This window comes from Bacillus toyonensis BCT-7112, assembly GCF_000496285.1.
Classification (GTDB): domain Bacteria; phylum Bacillota; class Bacilli; order Bacillales; family Bacillaceae_G; genus Bacillus_A; species Bacillus_A toyonensis.
Genome location: NC_022781.1, coordinates 2,456,087 through 2,476,733, shown reverse-complemented (window position 1 = coordinate 2,476,733; position 20,647 = coordinate 2,456,087). Strand labels below are relative to the sequence as shown.

Annotated in this window: 15 protein-coding genes and 1 pseudogene; 12 read left to right on the top strand and 4 right to left on the bottom strand. The window is 38.0% G+C overall.

Translation table 11 applies throughout. The annotated features are described in order from the left end of the window. Positions 1-6: 6 nt before the first annotated feature. The 3 genes from BTOYO_RS12835 to cls form a co-directional block, all read right to left on the bottom strand. On the bottom strand, positions 7-2,688 hold the full coding sequence (locus BTOYO_RS12835; RefSeq protein WP_023441111.1) for a DUF4084 domain-containing protein: 2,682 nt from the start codon (positions 2,686-2,688) through the stop codon (positions 7-9). A gap of 126 nt (positions 2,689-2,814) precedes the next feature. After that, a complete protein-coding gene (gene uvsE, locus BTOYO_RS12830) occupies positions 2,815-3,768 on the bottom strand; it encodes a UV DNA damage repair endonuclease UvsE (RefSeq protein ID WP_000605894.1) in 954 nt (317 codons plus the stop codon). A gap of 32 nt (positions 3,769-3,800) precedes the next feature. Further along, positions 3,801-4,994 (bottom strand): cardiolipin synthase, encoded by a 1,194-nt coding sequence (gene cls / locus BTOYO_RS12825; RefSeq protein ID WP_000499184.1) that lies wholly within the window; start codon positions 4,992-4,994, stop codon positions 3,801-3,803. Positions 4,995-5,442: 448 nt separating this feature from the next. Between cls and BTOYO_RS12820 the strand changes: the two genes are divergently transcribed. From BTOYO_RS12820 to pyrG, 8 genes and pseudogenes are all read left to right on the top strand, one after another. Beyond that, the gene (locus BTOYO_RS12820) at positions 5,443-7,554 is read left to right on the top strand and encodes a (Fe-S)-binding protein (protein WP_001086767.1); all 2,112 of its coding nucleotides are present in this window, start codon (positions 5,443-5,445) and stop codon (positions 7,552-7,554) included. A 9-nt stretch (positions 7,555-7,563) separates the two neighbouring features. After that, positions 7,564-8,846, top strand: a pseudogene (locus BTOYO_RS12815) (acetyl-CoA C-acetyltransferase). Positions 8,847-8,902: 56 nt separating this feature from the next. Next, positions 8,903-9,754: a 3-hydroxybutyryl-CoA dehydrogenase gene (locus BTOYO_RS12810; protein ID WP_000538855.1), complete on the top strand. Its 852-nt coding sequence runs from the start codon at positions 8,903-8,905 to the stop codon at positions 9,752-9,754. Positions 9,755-9,824: 70 nt separating this feature from the next. Next, a complete protein-coding gene (locus BTOYO_RS12805) occupies positions 9,825-10,955 on the top strand; it encodes an acyl-CoA dehydrogenase (RefSeq protein ID WP_001011192.1) in 1,131 nt (376 codons plus the stop codon). 21 nt (positions 10,956-10,976) lie between these two features. Next, positions 10,977-12,116: an acyl-CoA dehydrogenase AcdA gene (acdA, locus tag BTOYO_RS12800; protein WP_000545536.1), complete on the top strand. Its 1,140-nt coding sequence runs from the start codon at positions 10,977-10,979 to the stop codon at positions 12,114-12,116. A 66-nt stretch (positions 12,117-12,182) separates the two neighbouring features. Next, on the top strand, positions 12,183-12,812 hold the full coding sequence (locus BTOYO_RS12795) for a TetR/AcrR family transcriptional regulator (RefSeq protein WP_000238592.1): 630 nt from the start codon (positions 12,183-12,185) through the stop codon (positions 12,810-12,812). Positions 12,813-13,102: 290 nt separating this feature from the next. After that, complete coding sequence (rpoE, locus tag BTOYO_RS12790; RefSeq protein WP_001009769.1) at positions 13,103-13,633, top strand: DNA-directed RNA polymerase subunit delta; 531 nt, start codon at positions 13,103-13,105, stop codon at positions 13,631-13,633. Between the two features lie 257 nt (positions 13,634-13,890). Next, positions 13,891-15,498 carry a CTP synthase gene (gene pyrG, locus BTOYO_RS12785; RefSeq protein WP_000170441.1) on the top strand — a complete coding sequence of 536 codons (1,608 nt, stop codon included), beginning with the start codon at positions 13,891-13,893 and terminating at the stop codon, positions 15,496-15,498. 30 nt (positions 15,499-15,528) lie between these two features. On the opposite strand, the gene BTOYO_RS12780 is transcribed toward pyrG, so the two are convergent. Continuing rightward, a complete protein-coding gene (locus tag BTOYO_RS12780; protein WP_000912398.1) occupies positions 15,529-16,053 on the bottom strand; it encodes a DUF2529 domain-containing protein in 525 nt (174 codons plus the stop codon). Positions 16,054-16,254: 201 nt separating this feature from the next. Between BTOYO_RS12780 and spo0F the strand changes: the two genes are divergently transcribed. The 4 genes from spo0F to glpX all read left to right on the top strand — a co-directional run bounded on the left by spo0F (position 16,255) and on the right by glpX (position 20,407). Continuing rightward, positions 16,255-16,623: a sporulation initiation phosphotransferase Spo0F gene (spo0F, locus tag BTOYO_RS12775; RefSeq protein WP_000398594.1), complete on the top strand. Its 369-nt coding sequence runs from the start codon at positions 16,255-16,257 to the stop codon at positions 16,621-16,623. A 211-nt stretch (positions 16,624-16,834) separates the two neighbouring features. After that, positions 16,835-17,692: a class II fructose-bisphosphate aldolase gene (locus BTOYO_RS12770; RefSeq protein WP_001131849.1), complete on the top strand. Its 858-nt coding sequence runs from the start codon at positions 16,835-16,837 to the stop codon at positions 17,690-17,692. Positions 17,693-18,035: 343 nt separating this feature from the next. Beyond that, the gene (gene murA / locus BTOYO_RS12765; RefSeq protein ID WP_000413250.1) at positions 18,036-19,325 is read left to right on the top strand and encodes a UDP-N-acetylglucosamine 1-carboxyvinyltransferase; all 1,290 of its coding nucleotides are present in this window, start codon (positions 18,036-18,038) and stop codon (positions 19,323-19,325) included. 116 nt (positions 19,326-19,441) lie between these two features. After that, a complete protein-coding gene (glpX, locus tag BTOYO_RS12760; protein WP_000442336.1) occupies positions 19,442-20,407 on the top strand; it encodes a class II fructose-bisphosphatase in 966 nt (321 codons plus the stop codon). Positions 20,408-20,647 lie beyond the last annotated feature (240 nt).

Genomic DNA, 20,647 nt, shown 5'->3' with positions numbered 1-20,647 from the left:
ACCGTCTTACTTAGGCGGTTGTTTTTTATGGAGTAACATCCAAACGTCTTTACTAGAAACAGGTTTGCTAATAAAGAATCCTTGAATGTGGTCACAGTTTTGTTCATAAAGAAATTTCCATTGTTCTTCTGTTTCTACACCTTCTGCAATAACTTCTAAATTTAATTCTTTTGATAGTGTAATAATGGAAGAGATAATTGCTTCCTCTAAAGGACTTGTTGTAATTCCACAAATAAATTCTCGAGCAATTTTTAATGTGTTGATTGGATATTTTGTTAAATAAGCTAAAGAACTATAACCAGTTCCAAAGTCATCTATTGAAATTTGAATACCGAGATTTTGAAGCTGCTCTAGCTTTGCAACTACAGATTGATTTTGGTTAATAGCGATACTTTCTGTAATTTCAATATCTAGTGCTTCCGGTTTTAGTTCTGTTTCTTTCAACACCTTTGAAATAGTTGGGATTAAATCTGTATGGTTAAATTGAACAACAGATAAATTCACACCAACTTTTAAGTGAGAAAAACCTTGATTATGCCATCTTTTTGCTTCTGAGCAGGCAGTACGTAAAATCCAATTTCCAAGTTCAATAATAAATCCTGTTTCCTCTGCTAGAGGAATAAATTGGGCAGGAGATACGATACCGAGTTTTGGATGTTTCCAACGAATTAACGCTTCAAAACCGATAATTTGTTTTGTTTTTGTGCTTACTTGTGGTTGGTATTCAAGGAAAAATTCATTTTGTTGTAATGCTTTTGAAAGTTCACCTTCTAAGAACTCAATCTCATTTTGTGCAATACTCATTTCTTTCGAGAAGAAAACAAATCTGTTTTTTCCATTTGCTTTCGCACGATACATAGCTAAATCGGCATTTTTCATTAATTCAGTTACATCGGTTCCGTAATCAGGATACATTGCAATGCCGATACTCGGTGTAACAGATAGTTCTTCATCTTTAATGAAGAATGGTTTGTTTAAAATAGTTAAAATCTGTTCAGCTATAAAAACCGCACTTTTTTCTGAGTACATATCTGGTAATAGAATTGTAAACTCATCTCCGCCTTGGCGGGCAACGATATCTTTTGAACGCAAACATCCGCGTAACCTTTTTGCTACTTCAATTAGTAATAAGTCTCCGACATCATGACCGAGTCGATCGTTAATTTTTTTAAATCGATCTAAATCAAGAAACATGACGGCAACATCATTTGCGCTAGTTTGAGCTGTATTTAAAATAGTTTTTAAATCTTTTTCGAATTTGCGGCGATTTGGTAATCCAGTAAGTGCATCATGAAATGCCAAATGTTCTACTTGTTTTTGTTTTTCATATAAAGTTGTAATATCACGCGCTATCCCAAACATCCCAACAACTTCTTTATTTATAAAAGTAGGTATGAGTGTAATGTGAAGGTAATAGTAATAGCCTTCTTGTTCTTTCGTACGAACCTCTAAAGTTTGTGGTCTACCTTCTTTTGTTATTTGTAATGCTCTTTTTAGTAAGTCATGATCTTTTGGATCAATAAAGTGCAGAAGGGAATAGCTTGCTACTTCACAATAGTAAGCAGTAAATAAGCTTTCACAAGCTGTGTTAGATTGCTGAAAAACACCATGCATATTTAAAGAGAAAACGGCATCAGGATGATCTTCAAATAAAGATTTATAACGTTGTTCACTTTTTGATAACGCAGAAGCACCTTCTTCAACTTCATCTTCTAGTTGTGTAGTCAGCTGTTCATATGTATCAATTAAGACTTTATTATCTTTCCACATGTAAAGTTGTCGCAAGAATAATAAAATAAGTGATAATACAAGACCAATTAACATGAATTTATCATCCCAAGGCTGAATGATAATAAAGGAAAAAGTAATGATTATACTAAAATAAGGCAATATAAAGCGTACATAATCAAATCGATAATATTTCGTTTTTGTTTCATGTTGCATTGGCTTATCTAAAATGTATAGTATGGACGATAAACCAATTAATAAAATCGAAGCAGTATGTATTAAATAAGAGAATTCAGCAGAAGTTTTTATTCCTGTGTTTAACTGGAATAGCTGTATATATCCGTATACAAGAATGATAGTAAAGCCAATAATTAATGAAATTCTACTAGAAGAATATTGTTCTCTTCTATATAGGCTAATAACGGCGTAAATGACTAATGATTGTGCAATAAAATATCCAATTAAAACCCACGTATCCTTTGTTAACGTATGAAAGCTTGAAAGATCTAAAATAAAGGTTAAGGTAAAATAAATATTCATAATAACGATAAAGATACTATCGAATGAAAATTGAGCAAGGCCTCTAATAGAGTAATGTTTTATGAACTTTATAGCAAATCCAGAAAAGAGTAAAATATATTGTATGATGAAAAAAGGTAGTGCCTCATAAGAGAATAGGACTTGATCGCATATAGAAAGTGAATGAAGGAATAAAGTTATCTCCATAGCCAATCCACATAGGCAAGTACATAATAATAACACCCAAAATAATTTATCACCACGCTTCATTTTTTTAATTGCTTTATAGGAACAATAACAAGAAAAGATTGCGGCAAAACAAAATAAGAAAAGGATTCCAATTTCTTTTATGTTCCACTCATTTGGAATAAGGAATATCCAAAGAGAAAATACAATTATATACATCATGACAAATTGTACATATTTTTTTTGATTAATCATATGATGACTCCGTTTCAATAAAGTTGAATCGCAGGATGAAAATGCTAATTTAAATAATATCATATAAAATAGGAACTTTTTTACTATAAGAATTACTTTTTGAAAAAAACAACGCAACATGACAATTTACCATTGTAATGTTGCGCCATTTATTCTTTTGATTCCTTTTATAGAAGAAAGCTCACTTATTAATTGTAACATTGCTAAATCTTTCTGTTTACTTTCAATCATAATATCAAAATTATAATTAATTTTTTTTGCAATGTGTAAAAAGGGCTTAATAAATTCTAAATTAATATAATCTGCATGAGCCCTAAATTCTTTTTCTGATTTAGGAGAGGAAATATGAACTTTAGGTGGGATATTTGTATGTGACCAAGTTTCAAAAATTGCAGGAAGTAATTCTTCTAGTGATTCTTCGCAAAGATTAGCCATGTGATGATGATAATCAAATACGAAAGGGATCTTTTCTTTTTGGCAAATTGATAAAGTTTCAGCAGTTGTATATGTTTTATCATCATTTTCTAGAGTCATTTGTTTTTTTATATGTGCAGGAAGTTTTTTTATGTTTTCATGGAAGCGTCCAACTGCTGCTTCTTTATTTCCGTAGGCACCACCTACATGAATGTTAATGTAAGAAGAATCTGCAATTCCTATCGCATGTAATACTTTATAATGATAGGTCATATCCGTAACTGCATTAGTTGTAATATGCGGCTTATCGCTTGTGAATAATGTAAATTGATTTGGGTGAAAACTTACTCGTAAATTGTGCTCTTGAATTAACGAACCTATTTTACGCCAAAGCGGCATGAATGCTCCAATATAATCAAATTCAACTTCAGGGTGTGTTGCAAGTGGAATAATGGAAGAAGAAAGACGATATAATGGGATTTCATGTGCGATATTGTAATGAAGGATACGTATCGTATGTTCTAAATTTTGCCTTGTAACATCGTACAGTTTATCCTCTCGCTCTTGTTTATTGAGTTTTTTAAAAGTTGTAAATGTCATCGTTTTAGCAGGAGAACAGTCCCACAATGCCATTGCATGTGAGACGTATCCAAACCGCATAATCATAAGGAATACACCTCTTTTATTCATCACCTTTCTTATAAGAAGAAAGCAAGTATCGTTCCTATCCATTCCTTTCCTCTATCTATAAGGGAAAGCGGGCTAACATCGTCATAGGAAAGTAATGACGCATTTTTTAAATCTTCATGGAATTTATTTTTTACCACCTGTATGAAGTGCCTATCATATAAGAGGCAGTTGATTTCATGGTTACTATATAAACTTCTCATATCAAAGTTTGCAGTTCCAACATCGCAAATATCATCGTCCACTATAATAACTTTAGCGTGAAAAAACCCTTGTTGAAATGCGTAAATATTGCAACCAGCCCGTATTAACTTTCGGCAGTACGGGAATTTCGCTTCTCGAACGAGGGCATGATCAGCCTTTTCTGGAACGAGAATTGTTATTTGGACCCCTCTTTCTCGTGCTTTTAATAGAGCGTTCATAATTTTTTTGCCAGGAATGAAATATGGTGTACCGATAAAAAGTTCCTTTTTCGCACTTTTAATTAAATGTAAAAAGGTATGTTGTAAATAGGCACCATCGGTTGGAATGAATTGATGTAGGATGGTACCAGGTTCCTGTTTCGGAAAATAAAGAGGAGCATCCAATAAATTTTGGTTCGTATCATCCAACCAGTCATGTAAAAATTGTTTTTGTAAATCTTGAACGCCTTCTCCTGTAAGACGTAAATGATAGTCTCGCCATAATCCTAATTGCTCATTATGTCCCAAATATTCCTCGCCGATATTAAATCCCCCAATATAACTAATTTTCCCGTCAATCACTGTAATTTTTCTATGATTGCGTTGATTGGCAGAAAAGAAAGGGAAAGGGAATTTGACTTTATGACAAAAAGAAAAAGAGACACCATGTTTTTGTAGGGAACGAATTGCTTCATTTGATAAATAATGGCTACCAAATCGATCAAGTAACAGTCTTACTTCAATGCCTTCTTTTGCCTTATCAATAAGTAACTTTAAAAATTCACGACTGATCTTATCATTTTTTACAATGAAGAATAAAACGTGAATGTGGTGCTGGGCTTGTTTTATATCAGTAAATAAAGCATCGTATAAATCTTTCCCATATGTATAAAGGTGAAAATCACTTTGACGTAAAGGGAAAGTACGGGAACGCACACGTTTTAAATGAAGAAGTCTCCCATATGAAAGGTCAATTGTGATCCAAAGAGTAACGCATATGAATAAGAGAGAGAAATAGAACATGAGTGAAGTCCCTCCTTTGCATTCTTTTCACCTTCAGTGTGTTACAAATGATATGGGGAGTAAGAATGCTACCAAAAATTTAACTAGAAGATAGCCCGGTTTGTTCATTAAGGTTTCACTTTATCCCGCTTCAACGGGCAGTAAGACAATCGCCTTAAAATCCGCTGAATACGAGGAAGCTCGGTTGAAATCAACTGCCCGTAAAAGCCCGATTGATTTAACTAATAATTAGTGGGGGATGGACAGTCCCCACTGACTAAAGTTTCACTTTATAGTTTCACCCAAATAAACAGGTTTATTAAAAAATATGTTGTTGTATAACAAAAAACTGTTGACTGAATGCTCACTCATTATATAATGAAGGTAGGGGATAAAATTCAGAAAATTATATGTTTTTGAAGATTCTAAAAAAAGAAAGAAGGCTTACAAAGAGAGGGGTAGCATAAAAATGAATAGCTTACTGATCATTAATTGGCTGGCTGCCATTGCTGTTATTGCTTATGCGGGATATTTGTTTGTATATCTTATACGAACGAGAATGGCCTACATACAATTAGGAAAAAAGATTGAATTTGACCGTCGCTTCAAAGAACGTTGGGATCTTCTTAAGGTCAATGTTTTCGGTCAGAAAAAGCTGCTGAAAGATAAAAAGAGCGGCATTATTCACGTTATGTTTTTTTATGGATTTATTCTTGTCCAATTTGGAGCAATTGACTTCGTTTGGAAAGGACTCGCACCAGGATCGCATCTTCCACTTGGACCACTATACCCTGCATTTACATTCTTCCAGGAAATTGTCACACTCGTTATATTAATCGCAGTCTTTTGGGCTTTTCATAGACGTTATGTTGAGAAGCTAGTTCGTTTGAAACGTAATTTTAAATCAGGTCTTGTTCTTATCTTTATCGGTGGTTTAATGATTTCTGTACTACTTGGTAATGGGATGGGAATTATATGGCACGGCGAGGAACTTTCATGGAGTGAACCGATCGCTTCTGCAATCGCTTACGTTTTCTCGGGAATAAATGAAACCGTAGCCATTTCAGTGTTCTATTTTTCTTGGTGGGTGCATCTACTAATTTTGTTAACATTTTTAGTCTATGTTCCACAATCAAAACATGCACATTTAATTGCTGGACCAGCTAACGTTTTCTTCGGTCGTCTCTCAAATCCAGGGAAGCTTGAAAAGATTGATTTTGAAGATGAAACGCAAGAAACATTTGGTGTTGGTAAAATTGAAGACTTTAGACAAAATCAGCTTATTGATTTATACGCTTGCGTAGAGTGTGGGCGCTGTACAAATATGTGTCCGGCAACAGGAACAGGAAAAATGTTATCACCGATGGATTTAATTTTAAAACTTCGGGATCATTTAACTGATAAAGGAGCGGCGGTAACATCGAAAGCACCTTGGGTTCCAGTAGTTGCTTTTAATAATACACAAGGAAATCAATTAGCGATGATGGCAGCTGGAAAAGGGCAGCAAGAATCAGCAGCTACAGCGCTAGCTTACGATCCGAGTTTAATCGGAGATGTTATTACAGAAGAAGAAATTTGGGCTTGTACAACGTGCCGTAACTGTGAAGATCAGTGTCCGGTTATGAATGAGCATGTTGACAAAATTATTGATTTACGCCGCTATCTTGTTTTAACAGAAGGAAAGATGGATGCGGAAGCGCAGCGTGCGATGACGAATATCGAGCGTCAAGGGAATCCATGGGGTCTGAACCGTAAAGAGCGTGAAACATGGCGCCAAGGTGATGATGAAGTAACAGTTCCGACTGTAAAAGAAAAATCAAAAGCTGGCGAGGAGTTCGAATATTTATTCTGGGTAGGTTCGATGGGATCATACGACAATCGTAGTCAGAAGATTGCGATATCGTTTGCGAAGTTAATGAACGAAGCAGGCGTCTCATTCGCGATTCTTGGTAATAAAGAAAAGAACTCTGGAGATACACCGCGCCGCCTTGGAAATGAGTTCGTATTCCAAGAGATGGCAACAAAGAATATCGAAGAATTTGAAAAAGCAGGAGTGAAGAAAATCGTTACGATTGATCCTCACGCTTATAACACATTCAAAAATGAGTATCCAGACTTTGGCTTACAAGCAGAAGTCTATCATCATACAGAATTGTTAGCTCAGTGGGTGAAAGAAGGACTCTTAAAACCTGTTCACGCTATTGAGGAGACAGTTACGTACCATGATTCCTGTTATTTAGGACGATACAACGAAGTGTACGAAGCACCGCGCGATATTTTGAAAGCAATTCCTGGTGTGAATCTTGTAGAAATGGCACGTAACCGTGAAACAGGAATGTGCTGTGGCGCAGGTGGTGGCTTAATGTGGATGGAGGAGACAACGGGTTCTCGTATTAACGTTGCTCGTACAGAACAAGCACTAGCTGTGCAACCATCCATTATCGGTACAGGTTGTCCGTATTGCTTAACGATGATTAGTGATGGGACGAAAGCGAAGGAAGTAGAAGAGAAAGTTCAAACACTTGATGTAACAGAGATTTTAGAACGATCTGTTATCGGACAGAAGAAAGAAGCAATGTAGTTTGTAAGCATGTATACAACTTTAGAAAGAGGTGCAATTATTGCACCTCTTCTCAACGCAAGGATACCGAGCGAGCGCTCGGTACTAAAAAAGAAACGGGGGAAAGAAATATGAATAAGACAGTTATTTTAAGTGCTGCAAGAACACCGGTTGGAAAATTTGGAGGATCTTTAAAAGATGTGAAGGCAACAGAACTTGGAGGAATTGCAATTAAAGCAGCGCTTGAAAGAGCAGATGTTTCTGCTAGTGATGTTGAAGAAGTTATATTTGGAACGGTTATTCAAGGTGGACAGGGGCAAATTCCATCTCGTCAAGCTGCGAGAGCTGCTGGAATCCCTTGGGAAGTGCAGACGGAAACAGTAAATAAAGTTTGTGCATCGGGACTTCGTGCGGTTACGTTAGCAGATCAAATTATTCGTACTGGTGATCAATCACTTATTGTAGCTGGTGGAATGGAATCAATGAGTAACAGTCCTTACATTTTACGAGGTGCAAGATGGGGATACAGAATGGGTAACAACGAAGTTATCGATTTAAACGTGGCAGATGGTTTAACATGCGCATTTTCAGGCATACACATGGGCGTTTATGGCGGTGAAGTTGCGAAGGAAGACGGAATCTCTCGCGAAGCCCAAGATGAATGGGCATATCGTAGTCATCAGCGTGCGGTTTCAGCGCATAAAGAAGGGCGTTTTGAAGAGGAAATTGTACCAGTAACAATTCCGCAAAGAAAAGGCGATCCTATCGTCGTTGCTAAAGATGAGGCGCCGCGTGAAGATACAACAATTGAAAAGTTAGCGAAATTAAAACCTGTATTTGATAAGACATCGTCAGTAACAGCTGGTAACGCTCCAGGACTGAATGATGGCGGTGCTGCACTTGTATTAATGAGCGAGGACAGAGCGAAGCAAGAAGGAAGAAAGCCTTTGGCGACGATTTTAGCACATACGGCAATCGCGGTAGAATCAAAAGATTTCCCAAGAACGCCAGGTTATGCAATTAACGAATTATTGAAAAAGACCGGCAAGACAATTGAAGACATCGATTTATTCGAGATTAATGAAGCGTTTGCGGCAGTAGCAATTGCGAGTACAGAGATTGCAGGTATTGACCCAGAAAAATTGAATGTAAATGGCGGCGCGGTAGCAATGGGACACCCAATTGGAGCAAGCGGAGCGCGTATTATCGTTACACTTATCCATGCACTGAAGCAGCGCGGCGGCGGAATTGGAATTGCTTCGATTTGTAGCGGTGGCGGTCAAGGTGATGCAGTTATGATTGAGGTTCATTAATTTACGGCGAGAAAACGATTCATTTATTACAGACTTATATTAAGGGGGAAGAAAGAATGGGTGTACAAAAAATAGTTGTAATTGGTGCGGGACAAATGGGATCGGGAATTGCGCAAGTGTGTGCAATGGCAGGATATGATGTGAAGATTCAAGATTTAAAACAAGAGCAATTAGATAGAGGGTTAGCTATCATTACGAAAAACTTAGTGCGTCAAGTAGAAAAAGGACGCATGAAGGAAGAAGAGAAAGAGGAAACGTTAAATCGTCTTACAGTAACTCTTGATTTAGATTGTGTGAAAGAAGCTGATCTTGTTATTGAAGCAGCTGTTGAGAAAATGGATATTAAAAAGAAAATATTTGCGAATTTAGATGAAATTGCTCCAGATCATACAATTTTAGCAACGAATACGTCATCTCTTCCAATTACTGAAATTGCAGCGGTAACGAAACGCCCAGAAAAAGTAATCGGTATGCACTTTATGAATCCAGTTCCCGTTATGAAGCTCGTTGAAATTATTCGTGGTTTAGCTACAGATGATACAGTTTATGAAACGATTGAAGATATTACGAAAAAAATCGGAAAAGTGCCAGTTGAAGTAAATGATTTCCCGGGATTTGTATCGAATCGTATTTTATTACCGATGATTAACGAAGCAATTTATACGTTATATGAAGGTGTAGCGACGAAAGAAGCGATTGATGAAGTAATGAAACTTGGTATGAATCATCCAATGGGGCCTCTGACACTAGCTGATTTTATCGGTTTAGATACGTGTTTATACATTATGGAAGTGTTGCATGAAGGATTAGGAGATAGTAAATATCGCCCATGTCCATTACTACGTAAGTACGTAAATGCAGGATGGTTAGGGCGTAAAACGGGCCGTGGTTTCTACGTTTATGAGTAAATCCCTCCTTGTATAGAGTAGTGGTCTTACCAAATTGTTAAAAGATATATAGCAAATGGAGGCGGAGTATATGAACTTTCGTTTTAATGAAGAGCAACAGATGATGAGGAAAATGGTTCGGGATTTTGCACAGAAGGAAATAGCACCCTTTGTTCCTAGCATGGAACAAGGGGTGTTCCCGACAGAGATTTTGCAAAAGATGGGTGAGCTTGGATTAATGGGTATTCCAGCGCCTGCAAAATACGGCGGCGCAGAAATGGATTTTATTTCTTACATTTTAGCAATTGAGGAAATCTCAAAAGTAAGCGCAACGGTTGGTGTAATTTTAGCTGTACATACGTCAGTTGGAATGAACCCGATTTTATATTTTGGAACAGAAGAGCAGAAGCAGAAATATGTTTCTAAGCTTGCGGCTGGTGAATATTTAGGTGCATTCGCCTTAACTGAGCCAAATGCTGGATCAGATGCAGGGAGTTTGAAATCACGAGCTGTCAAGAAAGGTGATAATTACATCATTAATGGATCGAAAGTATTTATTACAAATGGCGGCGAAGCAAGTACATACATCGTTTTCGCTTCTACAAATCCAGATGCAGGAAAAAGTGGTATTTCTGCATTTATTGTAGAGAAAGATACGCCAGGCTTAATTATCGGAAAAGATGAACATAAGATGGGACTTCTCGGTTCTCGTACAGTTCAACTTACGTTCGAAGATATGATAGTGCCGGCTGAGAATTTACTCGGTGAAGAGGGACAAGGATTCAAGGTAGCGATGGCGAATTTAGATGTTGGACGAATTGGAATCGGGGCGCAGGCGTTAGGGATCGCGGAAGCGGCGCTCGCATGTGCGATAGATTATGCAAAGGAACGAGAGCAATTCGGAAAGCCGATTGCGGCGCAACAAGGGATTGGCTTCAAACTTGCGGATATGGCGACAAGTGTGGAGGCGGCGCGATTACTTGTATATAGGGCTGCATCGCTTAGAGCACAAGGATTACCATGCGGTAAAGAAGCGTCTATTGCGAAGTTATTTGCTTCTAAGACAGCAGTTGAAGTTGCAATTGAAGCGGTACAAGTATTTGGCGGTTACGGTTATACGAAAGATTATCCGGTAGAGAGATTTTTCCGTGATGCGAAGATTACGCAAATTTATGAAGGAACGAGTGAGATACAAAAACTTGTTATCAGCCGTGCTTTATAAAGGGAAGAGGGGGAGACGGAAATGCATTTTAAATTATCAGAAGAACATGAAATGATAAGAAAAATGGTTCGGGATTTTGCTAAGAACGAAGTAGCACCAACGGCAGCTGAGCGTGATGAGGAAGAGAGATTTGACCGCGAGCTATTTGATCATATGGCGGAGCTTGGTTTGACAGGTATTCCATGGCCTGAAGAGTATGGTGGAATTGGAAGCGATTACTTAGCGTACGTAATTGCGATCGAAGAATTATCACGCGTTTGTGCTTCTACAGGTGTAACGCTGTCCGCTCATACTTCACTTGCTGGGTGGCCGATTTTTAAATTCGGAACGGAGGAGCAAAAGCAAAAGTTTTTGCGACCGATGGCTGAAGGGAAGAAAATTGGTGCATACGGTTTAACGGAACCGAGTTCTGGATCAGATGCTGGTGGAATGAAGACAATCGCCAAAAGAGATGGAGACCATTACATATTAAATGGATCGAAAATTTTCATTACAAATGGCGGTATTGCTGACATTTATGTTGTTTTTGCGTTAACAGATCCTGAATCGAAGCAGCGCGGCACGAGCGCATTTATTGTGGAAAGCGATACGCTAGGATTTTCGGTTGGGAAGAAGGAAAGTAAACTAGGGATTCGCTCTTCGCCAACGACTGAAATTATGTTTGAAGATTGCCGTATTCCTGTAGAAAACCTACTAGGAGAAGAAGGGCAAGGATTTAAGATTGCAATGCAAACGTTAGATGGCGGTCGTAACGGTATTGCTGCACAAGCAGTTGGTATTGCACAAGGGGCTTTAGATGCTTCTGTAGAATATGCAAGAGAGCGCCATCAATTTGGAAAGCCGATTGCGGCGCAGCAAGGGATTGGCTTTAAACTTGCGGATATGGCAACGGATGTAGAGGCTGCGCGCCTTTTAACATATCAAGCTGCGTGGCTTGAATCGGAAGGGCTTCCGTATGGGAAGGAATCAGCGATGTCAAAAGTATTTGCAGGTGATACAGCGATGAAGGTGACGACTGAAGCTGTGCAAGTATTTGGTGGTTACGGTTATACGAAAGATTATCCAGTAGAGCGTTATATGCGAGATGCAAAGATTACACAGATTTATGAAGGAACACAAGAAATTCAAAGGCTCGTAATTTCTCGTATGTTAACGAAGTAGGGGCAAAGGCGTAGGTATTTTCCTACGCTTTTTCCTTCCAAAAAATAATAGAGAGAGGTGAAGGGGATGGTTAAACATAATGTGCATGCGTCAGTAAAAGATGAAAAATTAGTTGCGTTAAGGCGTGAACAAATGATTAAAGGTGCGGTGCAACTGTTTAAGCAAAAAGGATTCCCGCGTACAACAACGAGAGAGATTGCAAAAGCGGCCGGATTTAGTATCGGAACACTATATGAATACATTCGTACGAAAGATGACGTATTATATTTAGTTTGTGATAGTATTTATGAACATGTAAAAGAACGATTAGAGGAAGTAGTATGCACGGAGAAGGGAAGTATAGACAGTTTAAAGATAGCGATAACAAATTACTTTAAAGTGATGGACGAATTGCAAGAAGAAGTATTAATCATGTATCAAGAAGTACGGTTTTTACCAAAAGAATCACTCCCATACGTACTAGAGAAAGAGTTTCAAATGGTAGGAATGTTTGAGAATATTTTAGAACAATGTACAGAAAATGGAACATTTATATTAAATAAAAAAGAAATACAGCTTCTTGCACATAACATTTTCATACAAGGACAGATGTGGGGATTTAGACGTTGGGCGCTGCAAAAACTGTATACGCTCGAAGAATATACAGAAATGCAAATTAGGTATGTGTTGCAAGGGGCGCATATGCTTCCGAAGTAAGGAATGGACAAATTATAATTTTATTACCATATAAAGTGAGGATGTTCATCCAAAGCCGATTAGTAGCCTTCACAAATCAGGCGTTTACAGGTAGCGGGGCTTCCGCCTAACTTCTTTGCTCCAGCCGAATGTTGAGGCGGGAGTTTTACTGCTCGCAAATAGCGGGATAAAAGTTTCCCGTTTTTTTTGTAGCATATTTGTGCGACTTTTGTTTATAATGAATAGTATGGATTTTTTTAAGCAGACCGTTATATATAAGGTTATATTTGATGAAAGGAAGTGCCGCATAAGTGAATTTTAAGCAATATTCACCAGAAGAGCTAAAAGAATGTTCAATGATTGAAGTTGTACATAGCGTTTTAGGGGATAAAAGACAAGCAACGACATTCAACGAGTTGGTTAAAGAAATCGCTCAAGTGCTGGGACTATCTCAAGAGCAAGTTAATGCGAAACTCGCACAATTTTATACAGATTTAAACATCGATGGACGCTTCATTAATTTAGGAGAAAATCGTTGGGGACTACGTAGCTGGTACCCATATGAGCAAATCGATGAAGAAATTCTGCCTCAGCCAAAACCGAAGAAGAAACGTAAAGTTGAAGAGGACGGTTTTGACGACTACATGGAAGACGAAGATGACTTCGACGATGCAGACGGAAATGTAGAGGAAGAAGAAGAAGTAGAAGATTTGGACAAGGTTCTTGAAGAAGAAGACGGAGATGACGATGATCTTGATGATTTAGATGAAGATGATGAAGATGACTTCGCTGAAGAAGAACTTGAGTATGATGAAACTGAAGAAGAAGAGGAAGAACTGTAGTTCTTGACTTTTCATTATCGTCCATGTAGAATCATTTTTGGGCTCTTTAAAAAAGGACGATAATACTTTTAAAGTGTAAATATAAAAGAAAATTGCTCCCTACTTGTTACTTTTTGTGATGAGGGGAGCAATTTTCTTTTTTGTTTTTTGTTTAGAATACAAAAAGAGTCTAACAATAAGATAGATACAGTGTTATCTACATACGTTGCGCTTTGCAACGGTGATTATATAACAACAAGGTAGAAGGGAGCTTTTTCATGACTAAGTATATTTTTGTAACAGGCGGTGTAGTATCGTCTTTAGGTAAAGGTATTACAGCAGCATCTCTTGGAAGACTTTTAAAAAATCGTGGTTTAAACGTAACGATTCAAAAGTTTGATCCGTACATTAACGTAGACCCAGGGACTATGAGCCCATACCAACACGGTGAGGTATTCGTAACAGATGATGGTGCAGAAACGGACTTAGACCTTGGTCACTATGAACGTTTTATCGACATCAACTTAAACAAATACAGCAACGTAACAACAGGTAAAATTTACTCTTCAGTTCTTCAAAAAGAGCGTCGTGGTGAATATCTAGGAGGAACAGTTCAAGTTATTCCTCACATTACTAACGAAATTAAAGAACGTGTATATCGTTCTGGTCGCGAAACAAATGCGGACGTTGTTATTACAGAAATCGGTGGAACTGTTGGTGATATCGAGTCTCTACCATTCTTAGAAGCAATCCGTCAAATTAAGAGCGACATCGGTCGTGACAATGTAATGTACATTCATTGTACGTTAATCCCGTACTTAAAAGCAGCGGGTGAAATGAAAACAAAACCAACGCAACATAGCGTTAAAGAGCTTCGTAGCTTAGGTATTCAACCAAATATTATCGTTGTTCGTACAGAACTGCCTGTTTCTCAAGATATGAAAGACAAGCTTGCATTATTCTGTGACATCGATACAAAAGCAGTTATCGAAGCACGCGATGCAGATACTTTATACGCGGTTCCATTATCTCTTCAAGAGCAAAACATGGACCAAATCGTTTGCGATCACTTAAAATTAGACAATCCAGCTGCAGATATGACAGAGTGGACTGCGCTAGTTGATAAAGTACGTAACCTTTCTAAGAAAACAAAAATCGCTCTTGTTGGTAAATACGTAGAGCTTCAAGATGCATATATTTCTGTTGTAGAAGCACTTCGTCATGCAGGTTATTCATTCGACACAGATGTAGAAGTGAAATGGGTAAACGCTGAGCACGTAACAGCAGAGAACGTAAAAGAATTAGTTGGTGACACAGATGGTATTCTTGTGCCAGGTGGTTTTGGAGATCGTGGTGTAGAAGGTAAAATCGTTGCAATTCAATATGCTCGTGAAAACAAAGTTCCATTCTTAGGAATTTGCTTAGGTATGCAACTTGCATCAATCGAATTTGCACGTAACGTATTAGGATTAGAAGGAGCTAACTCTTCTGAAATTAATCCTGACACACCTTATGCAATCATCGACTTATTACCAGAGCAAAAAGATGTAGAAGACTTAGGTGGTACACTTCGTCTTGGTCTATACCCATGTAAGCTTTCTGAAGAAACGAATGCTTATAGAGCTTACAGTGAGCCGGTTGTATATGAGCGTCATCGTCATCGTTATGAGTTCAACAATCAATTCCGTCCGGATATGGAAAAAGCAGGATTTGTATTCTCTGGTACAAGCCCAGACGGTCGCCTAGTTGAAATCATTGAATTAAAAGATCATCCTTGGTTCGTGGCAGCACAGTTCCACCCAGAACTTGTATCTCGTCCAAACCGTCCACAACCATTGTTCCATGATTTCGTAAGTGCTTCTATTACGAATAAAGAGAGCAAGTAATAAAAAAGCGCCTGAAATAGGGCGCTTTTTTTAATATTCGTTTAACATTTCATCAATTGTAAATTTCAATCCGTGATAAGCAAATAAGGCTATCATTAAACTTGGGAATCCGTAGCGATTACCTTCATCGTCTGGAATAAGACCTTTTAACAGCTTTGTATCAATATGTACATCTGTATATTGTTCCAGTGATTCAATACCTTCTTGAATAGCAGAGATTCCAACGATAGAGTGGCCTTCTTCTTGAAGTTTTTTTGCAATATTTACCGCTTCTTCATCTGTTGAAAAACGGCTAATAAGAAGTACACGGTCTGCAGAAGTTACTTCTGCTTCTGTATCATTTTCAAATAAACGTTTCGCTTGCTGCATTGGTTCAGCACCGAATAGTGCTTCAGCAACAACACCATCCATTTCATTTGTACCATGTAAATAAATGAAGCCATCGCCAACTAATGCTTGAGCAAGTAGACGAGCGCTATCTTCTATATTCATTTCCTCTTTTTGAGAAACTCTGGAGAAATAACCACTTAATTGAGTCGAAAAAATTTTTAACATAATGTTACTCCCTTCGTACGTGTTCGCCGGCTTTCATTATAGTGTATTTTTTTAGAAAGGTGAAATCGTAGGGTAGCATAACAAAAAAGGAAACGGTAAAATAAGAAAGAATAGGAAGGAATTTGCCAAAGAATAGCGAAAATAAATCGTTAAGATATAAGAAGCTTTAAATCTTGTATTTATACAGAAAGGTTGGGAGTTATGGAAGGGAAAATTTTAATCGTTGATGATCAATATGGCATTCGTGTGTTATTACATGAAGTGTTCCAAAAAGAAGGTTATCAGACGTTCCAAGCAGCGAATGGATTTCAAGCTTTAGATATCGTGAAAAAAGATAATCCAGATTTAGTTGTGTTAGATATGAAAATTCCAGGTATGGATGGTATAGAGATTTTAAAGCATGTAAAAGAAATTGATGAGAGTATTAAAGTAATTTTAATGACTGCTTATGGAGAGCTTGATATGATCCAAGAGGCAAAAGATTTAGGAGCTTTAATGCACTTTGCTAAACCATTTGATATTGATGAAATTCGTCAAGCGGTGAGAAATGAGCTTGCTGTAGAGGCGTAAAAAATGAATTTTTTATAAAAAATATGGAAAAAAGCGTTTACATGGACTATTGAGCAGGTGAATACAGTTGAGTTTTTGAGTACAAGTTGTTATCCTATTGAGTGTAGAAAAAAGTCCGGTATGTAAATATACATATTTTACCTTATTCTGGTCATACTACCAGCGATAAGAATTTATCGGATACAAAAAACGTTTTTTAGGAGGATTCACCATGCCTTTAGTTTCTATGAAAGAAATGCTAAACAAAGCACTAGAAGGAAAATACGCAGTTGGTCAATTCAACATGAACAACTTAGAGTGGACTCAAGCTATCTTAGCTGCTGCGGAAGAAGAAAAATCTCCTGTAATCCTAGGTGTATCTGAGGGTGCAGCTCGTCATATGACTGGTTTCAAAACAGTTGTAGCTATGGTTAAAGCTTTAATCGAAGAAATGAACATTACTGTTCCTGTAGCGATTCACCTTGACCATGGTTCAAGCTTCGAAAAATGTAAAGAAGCAATCGATGCAGGTTTCACATCTGTAATGATTGACGCTTCTCACCACCCATTCGAAGAAAACGTTGAAACTACTAAAAAAGTGGTAGAATACGCACACGCTCGTAACGTATCTGTTGAAGCTGAGCTTGGAACAGTTGGCGGACAAGAAGATGATATCATCGCTGAAGGCGTAATTTACGCTGATCCTGCAGAGTGTAAGCACCTTGTTGAAGCAACTGGCATCGACTGCCTAGCTCCAGCTTTAGGTTCTGTACACGGTCCTTACAAAGGTGAGCCTAACTTAGGATTCGCAGAAATGGAGCAAGTTCGCGACTTCACTGGCGTACCTTTAGTATTACACGGTGGTACTGGTATCCCAACTGCTGATATCGTAAAAGCTATTTCTTTAGGTACTTCAAAAATTAACGTAAACACTGAGAACCAAATTGAGTTTACAAAAGCTGTTCGTGAAGCATTAAACAAAGATCAAGAAGTTTACGATCCTCGTAAATATATTGGACCTGGCCGCGAAGCTATCAAAGCAACTGTTGCTGGTAAAATTCGCGAATTCGGTTCTAACGGTAAAGCGTAAGAATAAAATTCCGTTTTGGAAACCGTCTAGTCTTTTAGACGGTTTCCTTTCGTTGTATAATGAAAGCGTGAACAAGTCTAAAGATTTTTATCATTTCGTTTTTGAAATAGAAAATAATGTGCATAGTCCTATTAATAAATGTGATAACGTATCTAAATTGATAAATTTTGCTCGATGAATAGTTAATCTTTATCTATTCGGAATATAGGAGAAATGGAGATAATGGTTTCCTATTTATTGAGTTTTGGGATGGAAAGAGTGATTGAGATTCTTAAGGGGAATCTTCTAATTCTTTTTATAAAGAATTTAGAAGGTAAATACATTCACAAGAAGGGAGCTCAATATGGAAAAATTGCTAATTGAAGGCGGAAGAGCTTTAAATGGAACAATTCGAGTGAGTGGTGCGAAAAACAGCGCTGTTGCACTAATTCCAGCGACAATTTTAGCAGATACTCCAGTAACCATTGGTGGAGTTCCTAATATTTCGGACGTGAAAATGTTAGGAGACTTACTAGAGGAAATTGGAGGGAAAGTAACATATGGGCAGGAGGAAGAGATGGTAGTCGATCCTTCTAACATGGTTGCGATGCCTTTACCAAATGGAAAAGTGAAAAAGTTGCGTGCTTCTTATTATTTAATGGGTGCGATGCTTGGTCGTTTTAAAAAAGCTGTTATTGGGCTTCCAGGTGGATGTCATTTAGGACCGAGGCCGATTGATCAGCATATTAAAGGGTTTGAAGCGTTAGGTGCACATGTTACGAATGAACAAGGTGCTATCTATTTAAGAGCAGATGAATTGCGCGGGGCGCGTATTTATTTAGACGTTGTTAGTGTAGGGGCTACGATTAATATTATGCTAGCAGCTGTCCGAGCAAAAGGTAGAACTGTTATTGAAAATGCAGCGAAAGAACCCGAGATTATTGATGTAGCTACATTGTTAACAAGCATGGGAGCACGCATTAAAGGTGCTGGTACAGATGTAATCCGAATTGATGGTGTGGACTCACTGCATGGTTGTCACCATACTATCATTCCAGATCGTATTGAGGCTGGTACGTATATGATTTTAGGAGCGGCATCAGGAGGAGAAGTAACAGTTGATAATGTTATTCCTCAGCATTTAGAGTCAGTTACTGCAAAGCTAAGAGAAGCTGGTGTTCAAGTTGAAACGAACGATGATCAAATTAAAGTGAACGGTAATAGAAGGTTAAAAGTAGTTGATATAAAAACGCTTGTATATCCAGGTTTCGCAACAGATTTACAACAGCCGTTTACGACGCTTTTAACAAAGGCGCACGGGACGGGAGTTGTAACGGATACAATTTACGGCGCTCGTTTCAAACATATTGATGAATTACGTCGTATGAATGCACAAATTAAAGTAGAAGGTCGTTCGGCAATTGTAACTGGTCCTGTTTTATTACAAGGTGCAAAAGTGAAGGCGAGTGACTTACGAGCTGGGGCTTCGCTTGTTATTGCAGGATTAATGGCGGATGGAATTACCGAAGTAACCGGACTTGAGCATATTGATCGAGGTTATGAAAATATAGTAGACAAGCTTAAAGGGCTTGGTGCAAACATTTGGCGAGAACAAATGACAGAGCAAGAAATTGAAGAGCTGAAGAACGCATAAGTGATACTTCCGCAAGTGGGGAGCGAAGTATCACTATTTGCGGAAGTACACTTTATAGAAAAATAAAGTTCACAAAATACGGCAGAAATATAAAGGCTTAAAGGAGAGGGATTATCGTGGAAAGAAGTTTATCTATGGAGTTAGTACGTGTAACAGAGGCTGCAGCATTATCATCAGCGCGTTGGATGGGACGCGGGAAAAAGGATGAAGCAGACGGTGCAGCAACGTCAGCTATGCGTGATGTATTTGATACAATTCCGATGAAAGGTACAGTTGTAATTGGTGAAGGTGAGATGGATGAAGCGCCAATGCTGTATATCGGAGAGAAATTAGGTACAGGGTATGGCCCGCGCGTAGACGTTGCAGTTGATCCTTTAGAAGGGACAAACATTGTAGCAGCTGGCGGATGGAATGCACTTGCCGTTATTGCAATTGCAGATCATGGTAATTTGTTACATGCTCCTGACATGTACATGGATAAAATCGCGGTTGGTCCAGAAGCAGTTGGAGCCGTTGATATTGATGCACCTATTATTGATAACTTACGTGCAGTTGCGAAAGCAAAAAACAAGGATATTGAAGATGTTGTAGCAACAGTTTTAAACCGTCCACGTCATCAAGCAATTATCGAAGAAATTCGTAAAGCTGGTGCTCGTATTAAATTGATTAACGATGGAGATGTAGCTGGAGCAATCAATACAGCATTTGACCGTACAGGTGTAGATATTTTATTCGGTTCTGGTGGGGCTCCTGAAGGAGTATTAGCAGCTGTCGCATTAAAATGTTTAGGTGGAGAAATCCACGGAAAGCTTCTTCCTCAAAATGAAGCTGAATTAGCTCGTTGTAAAAAAATGGGTATTGAAGATATAAATCGTATCCTTCGTATGGAAGACTTAGTAAAGGGTGACGATGCAATCTTTGCAGCAACAGGTGTAACAGACGGAGAATTGTTACGAGGCGTTCAATTTAAAGGTAGCGTTGGAACAACACAATCTCTTGTTATGCGTGCAAAATCAGGTACAGTACGTTTCGTAGACGGACGCCATAGTTTAAATAAAAAACCGAACTTGGTTATTAAATAAAAAGTGCAAGCGGCTCGTTCAGAATGGAAGAAGCAAAGCTACCGACCATTCTAGTTGTTAAAACTAGATTAAATAATAAGCGAAGACAAATTTTCTTGTCTTCGCTTATTGTATTTGTGTCCCAACGTATTGATTAAAACTAGATAAAAGGGTTACAATAGTGAATATTACCCTACTTGAACTTATTGCCTTTCATTATTAATTATTTGCCTTCCGTATTTTTTCCCTTTACCCATGTGA

Coding starts and splice junctions, on each gene's coding strand:
- BTOYO_RS12770 (WP_001131849.1), top strand. CDS start 16,835: ATGCCTTTAGTTTCTATGAAAGAAATGCTAAACAAAGCACTAGAAGGA.
- uvsE (WP_000605894.1), bottom strand. CDS start 3,768: ATGATTATGCGGTTTGGATACGTCTCACATGCAATGGCATTGTGGGAC.
- acdA (WP_000545536.1), top strand. CDS start 10,977: ATGCATTTTAAATTATCAGAAGAACATGAAATGATAAGAAAAATGGTT.
- spo0F (WP_000398594.1), top strand. CDS start 16,255: ATGGAAGGGAAAATTTTAATCGTTGATGATCAATATGGCATTCGTGTG.
- pyrG (WP_000170441.1), top strand. CDS start 13,891: ATGACTAAGTATATTTTTGTAACAGGCGGTGTAGTATCGTCTTTAGGT.
- BTOYO_RS12835 (WP_023441111.1), bottom strand. CDS start 2,688: ATGATTAATCAAAAAAAATATGTACAATTTGTCATGATGTATATAATT.
- BTOYO_RS12795 (WP_000238592.1), top strand. CDS start 12,183: ATGGTTAAACATAATGTGCATGCGTCAGTAAAAGATGAAAAATTAGTT.
- BTOYO_RS12820 (WP_001086767.1), top strand. CDS start 5,443: ATGAATAGCTTACTGATCATTAATTGGCTGGCTGCCATTGCTGTTATT.
- BTOYO_RS12810 (WP_000538855.1), top strand. CDS start 8,903: ATGGGTGTACAAAAAATAGTTGTAATTGGTGCGGGACAAATGGGATCG.
- cls (WP_000499184.1), bottom strand. CDS start 4,994: ATGTTCTATTTCTCTCTCTTATTCATATGCGTTACTCTTTGGATCACA.
- BTOYO_RS12780 (WP_000912398.1), bottom strand. CDS start 16,053: ATGTTAAAAATTTTTTCGACTCAATTAAGTGGTTATTTCTCCAGAGTT.
- BTOYO_RS12805 (WP_001011192.1), top strand. CDS start 9,825: ATGAACTTTCGTTTTAATGAAGAGCAACAGATGATGAGGAAAATGGTT.
- murA (WP_000413250.1), top strand. CDS start 18,036: ATGGAAAAATTGCTAATTGAAGGCGGAAGAGCTTTAAATGGAACAATT.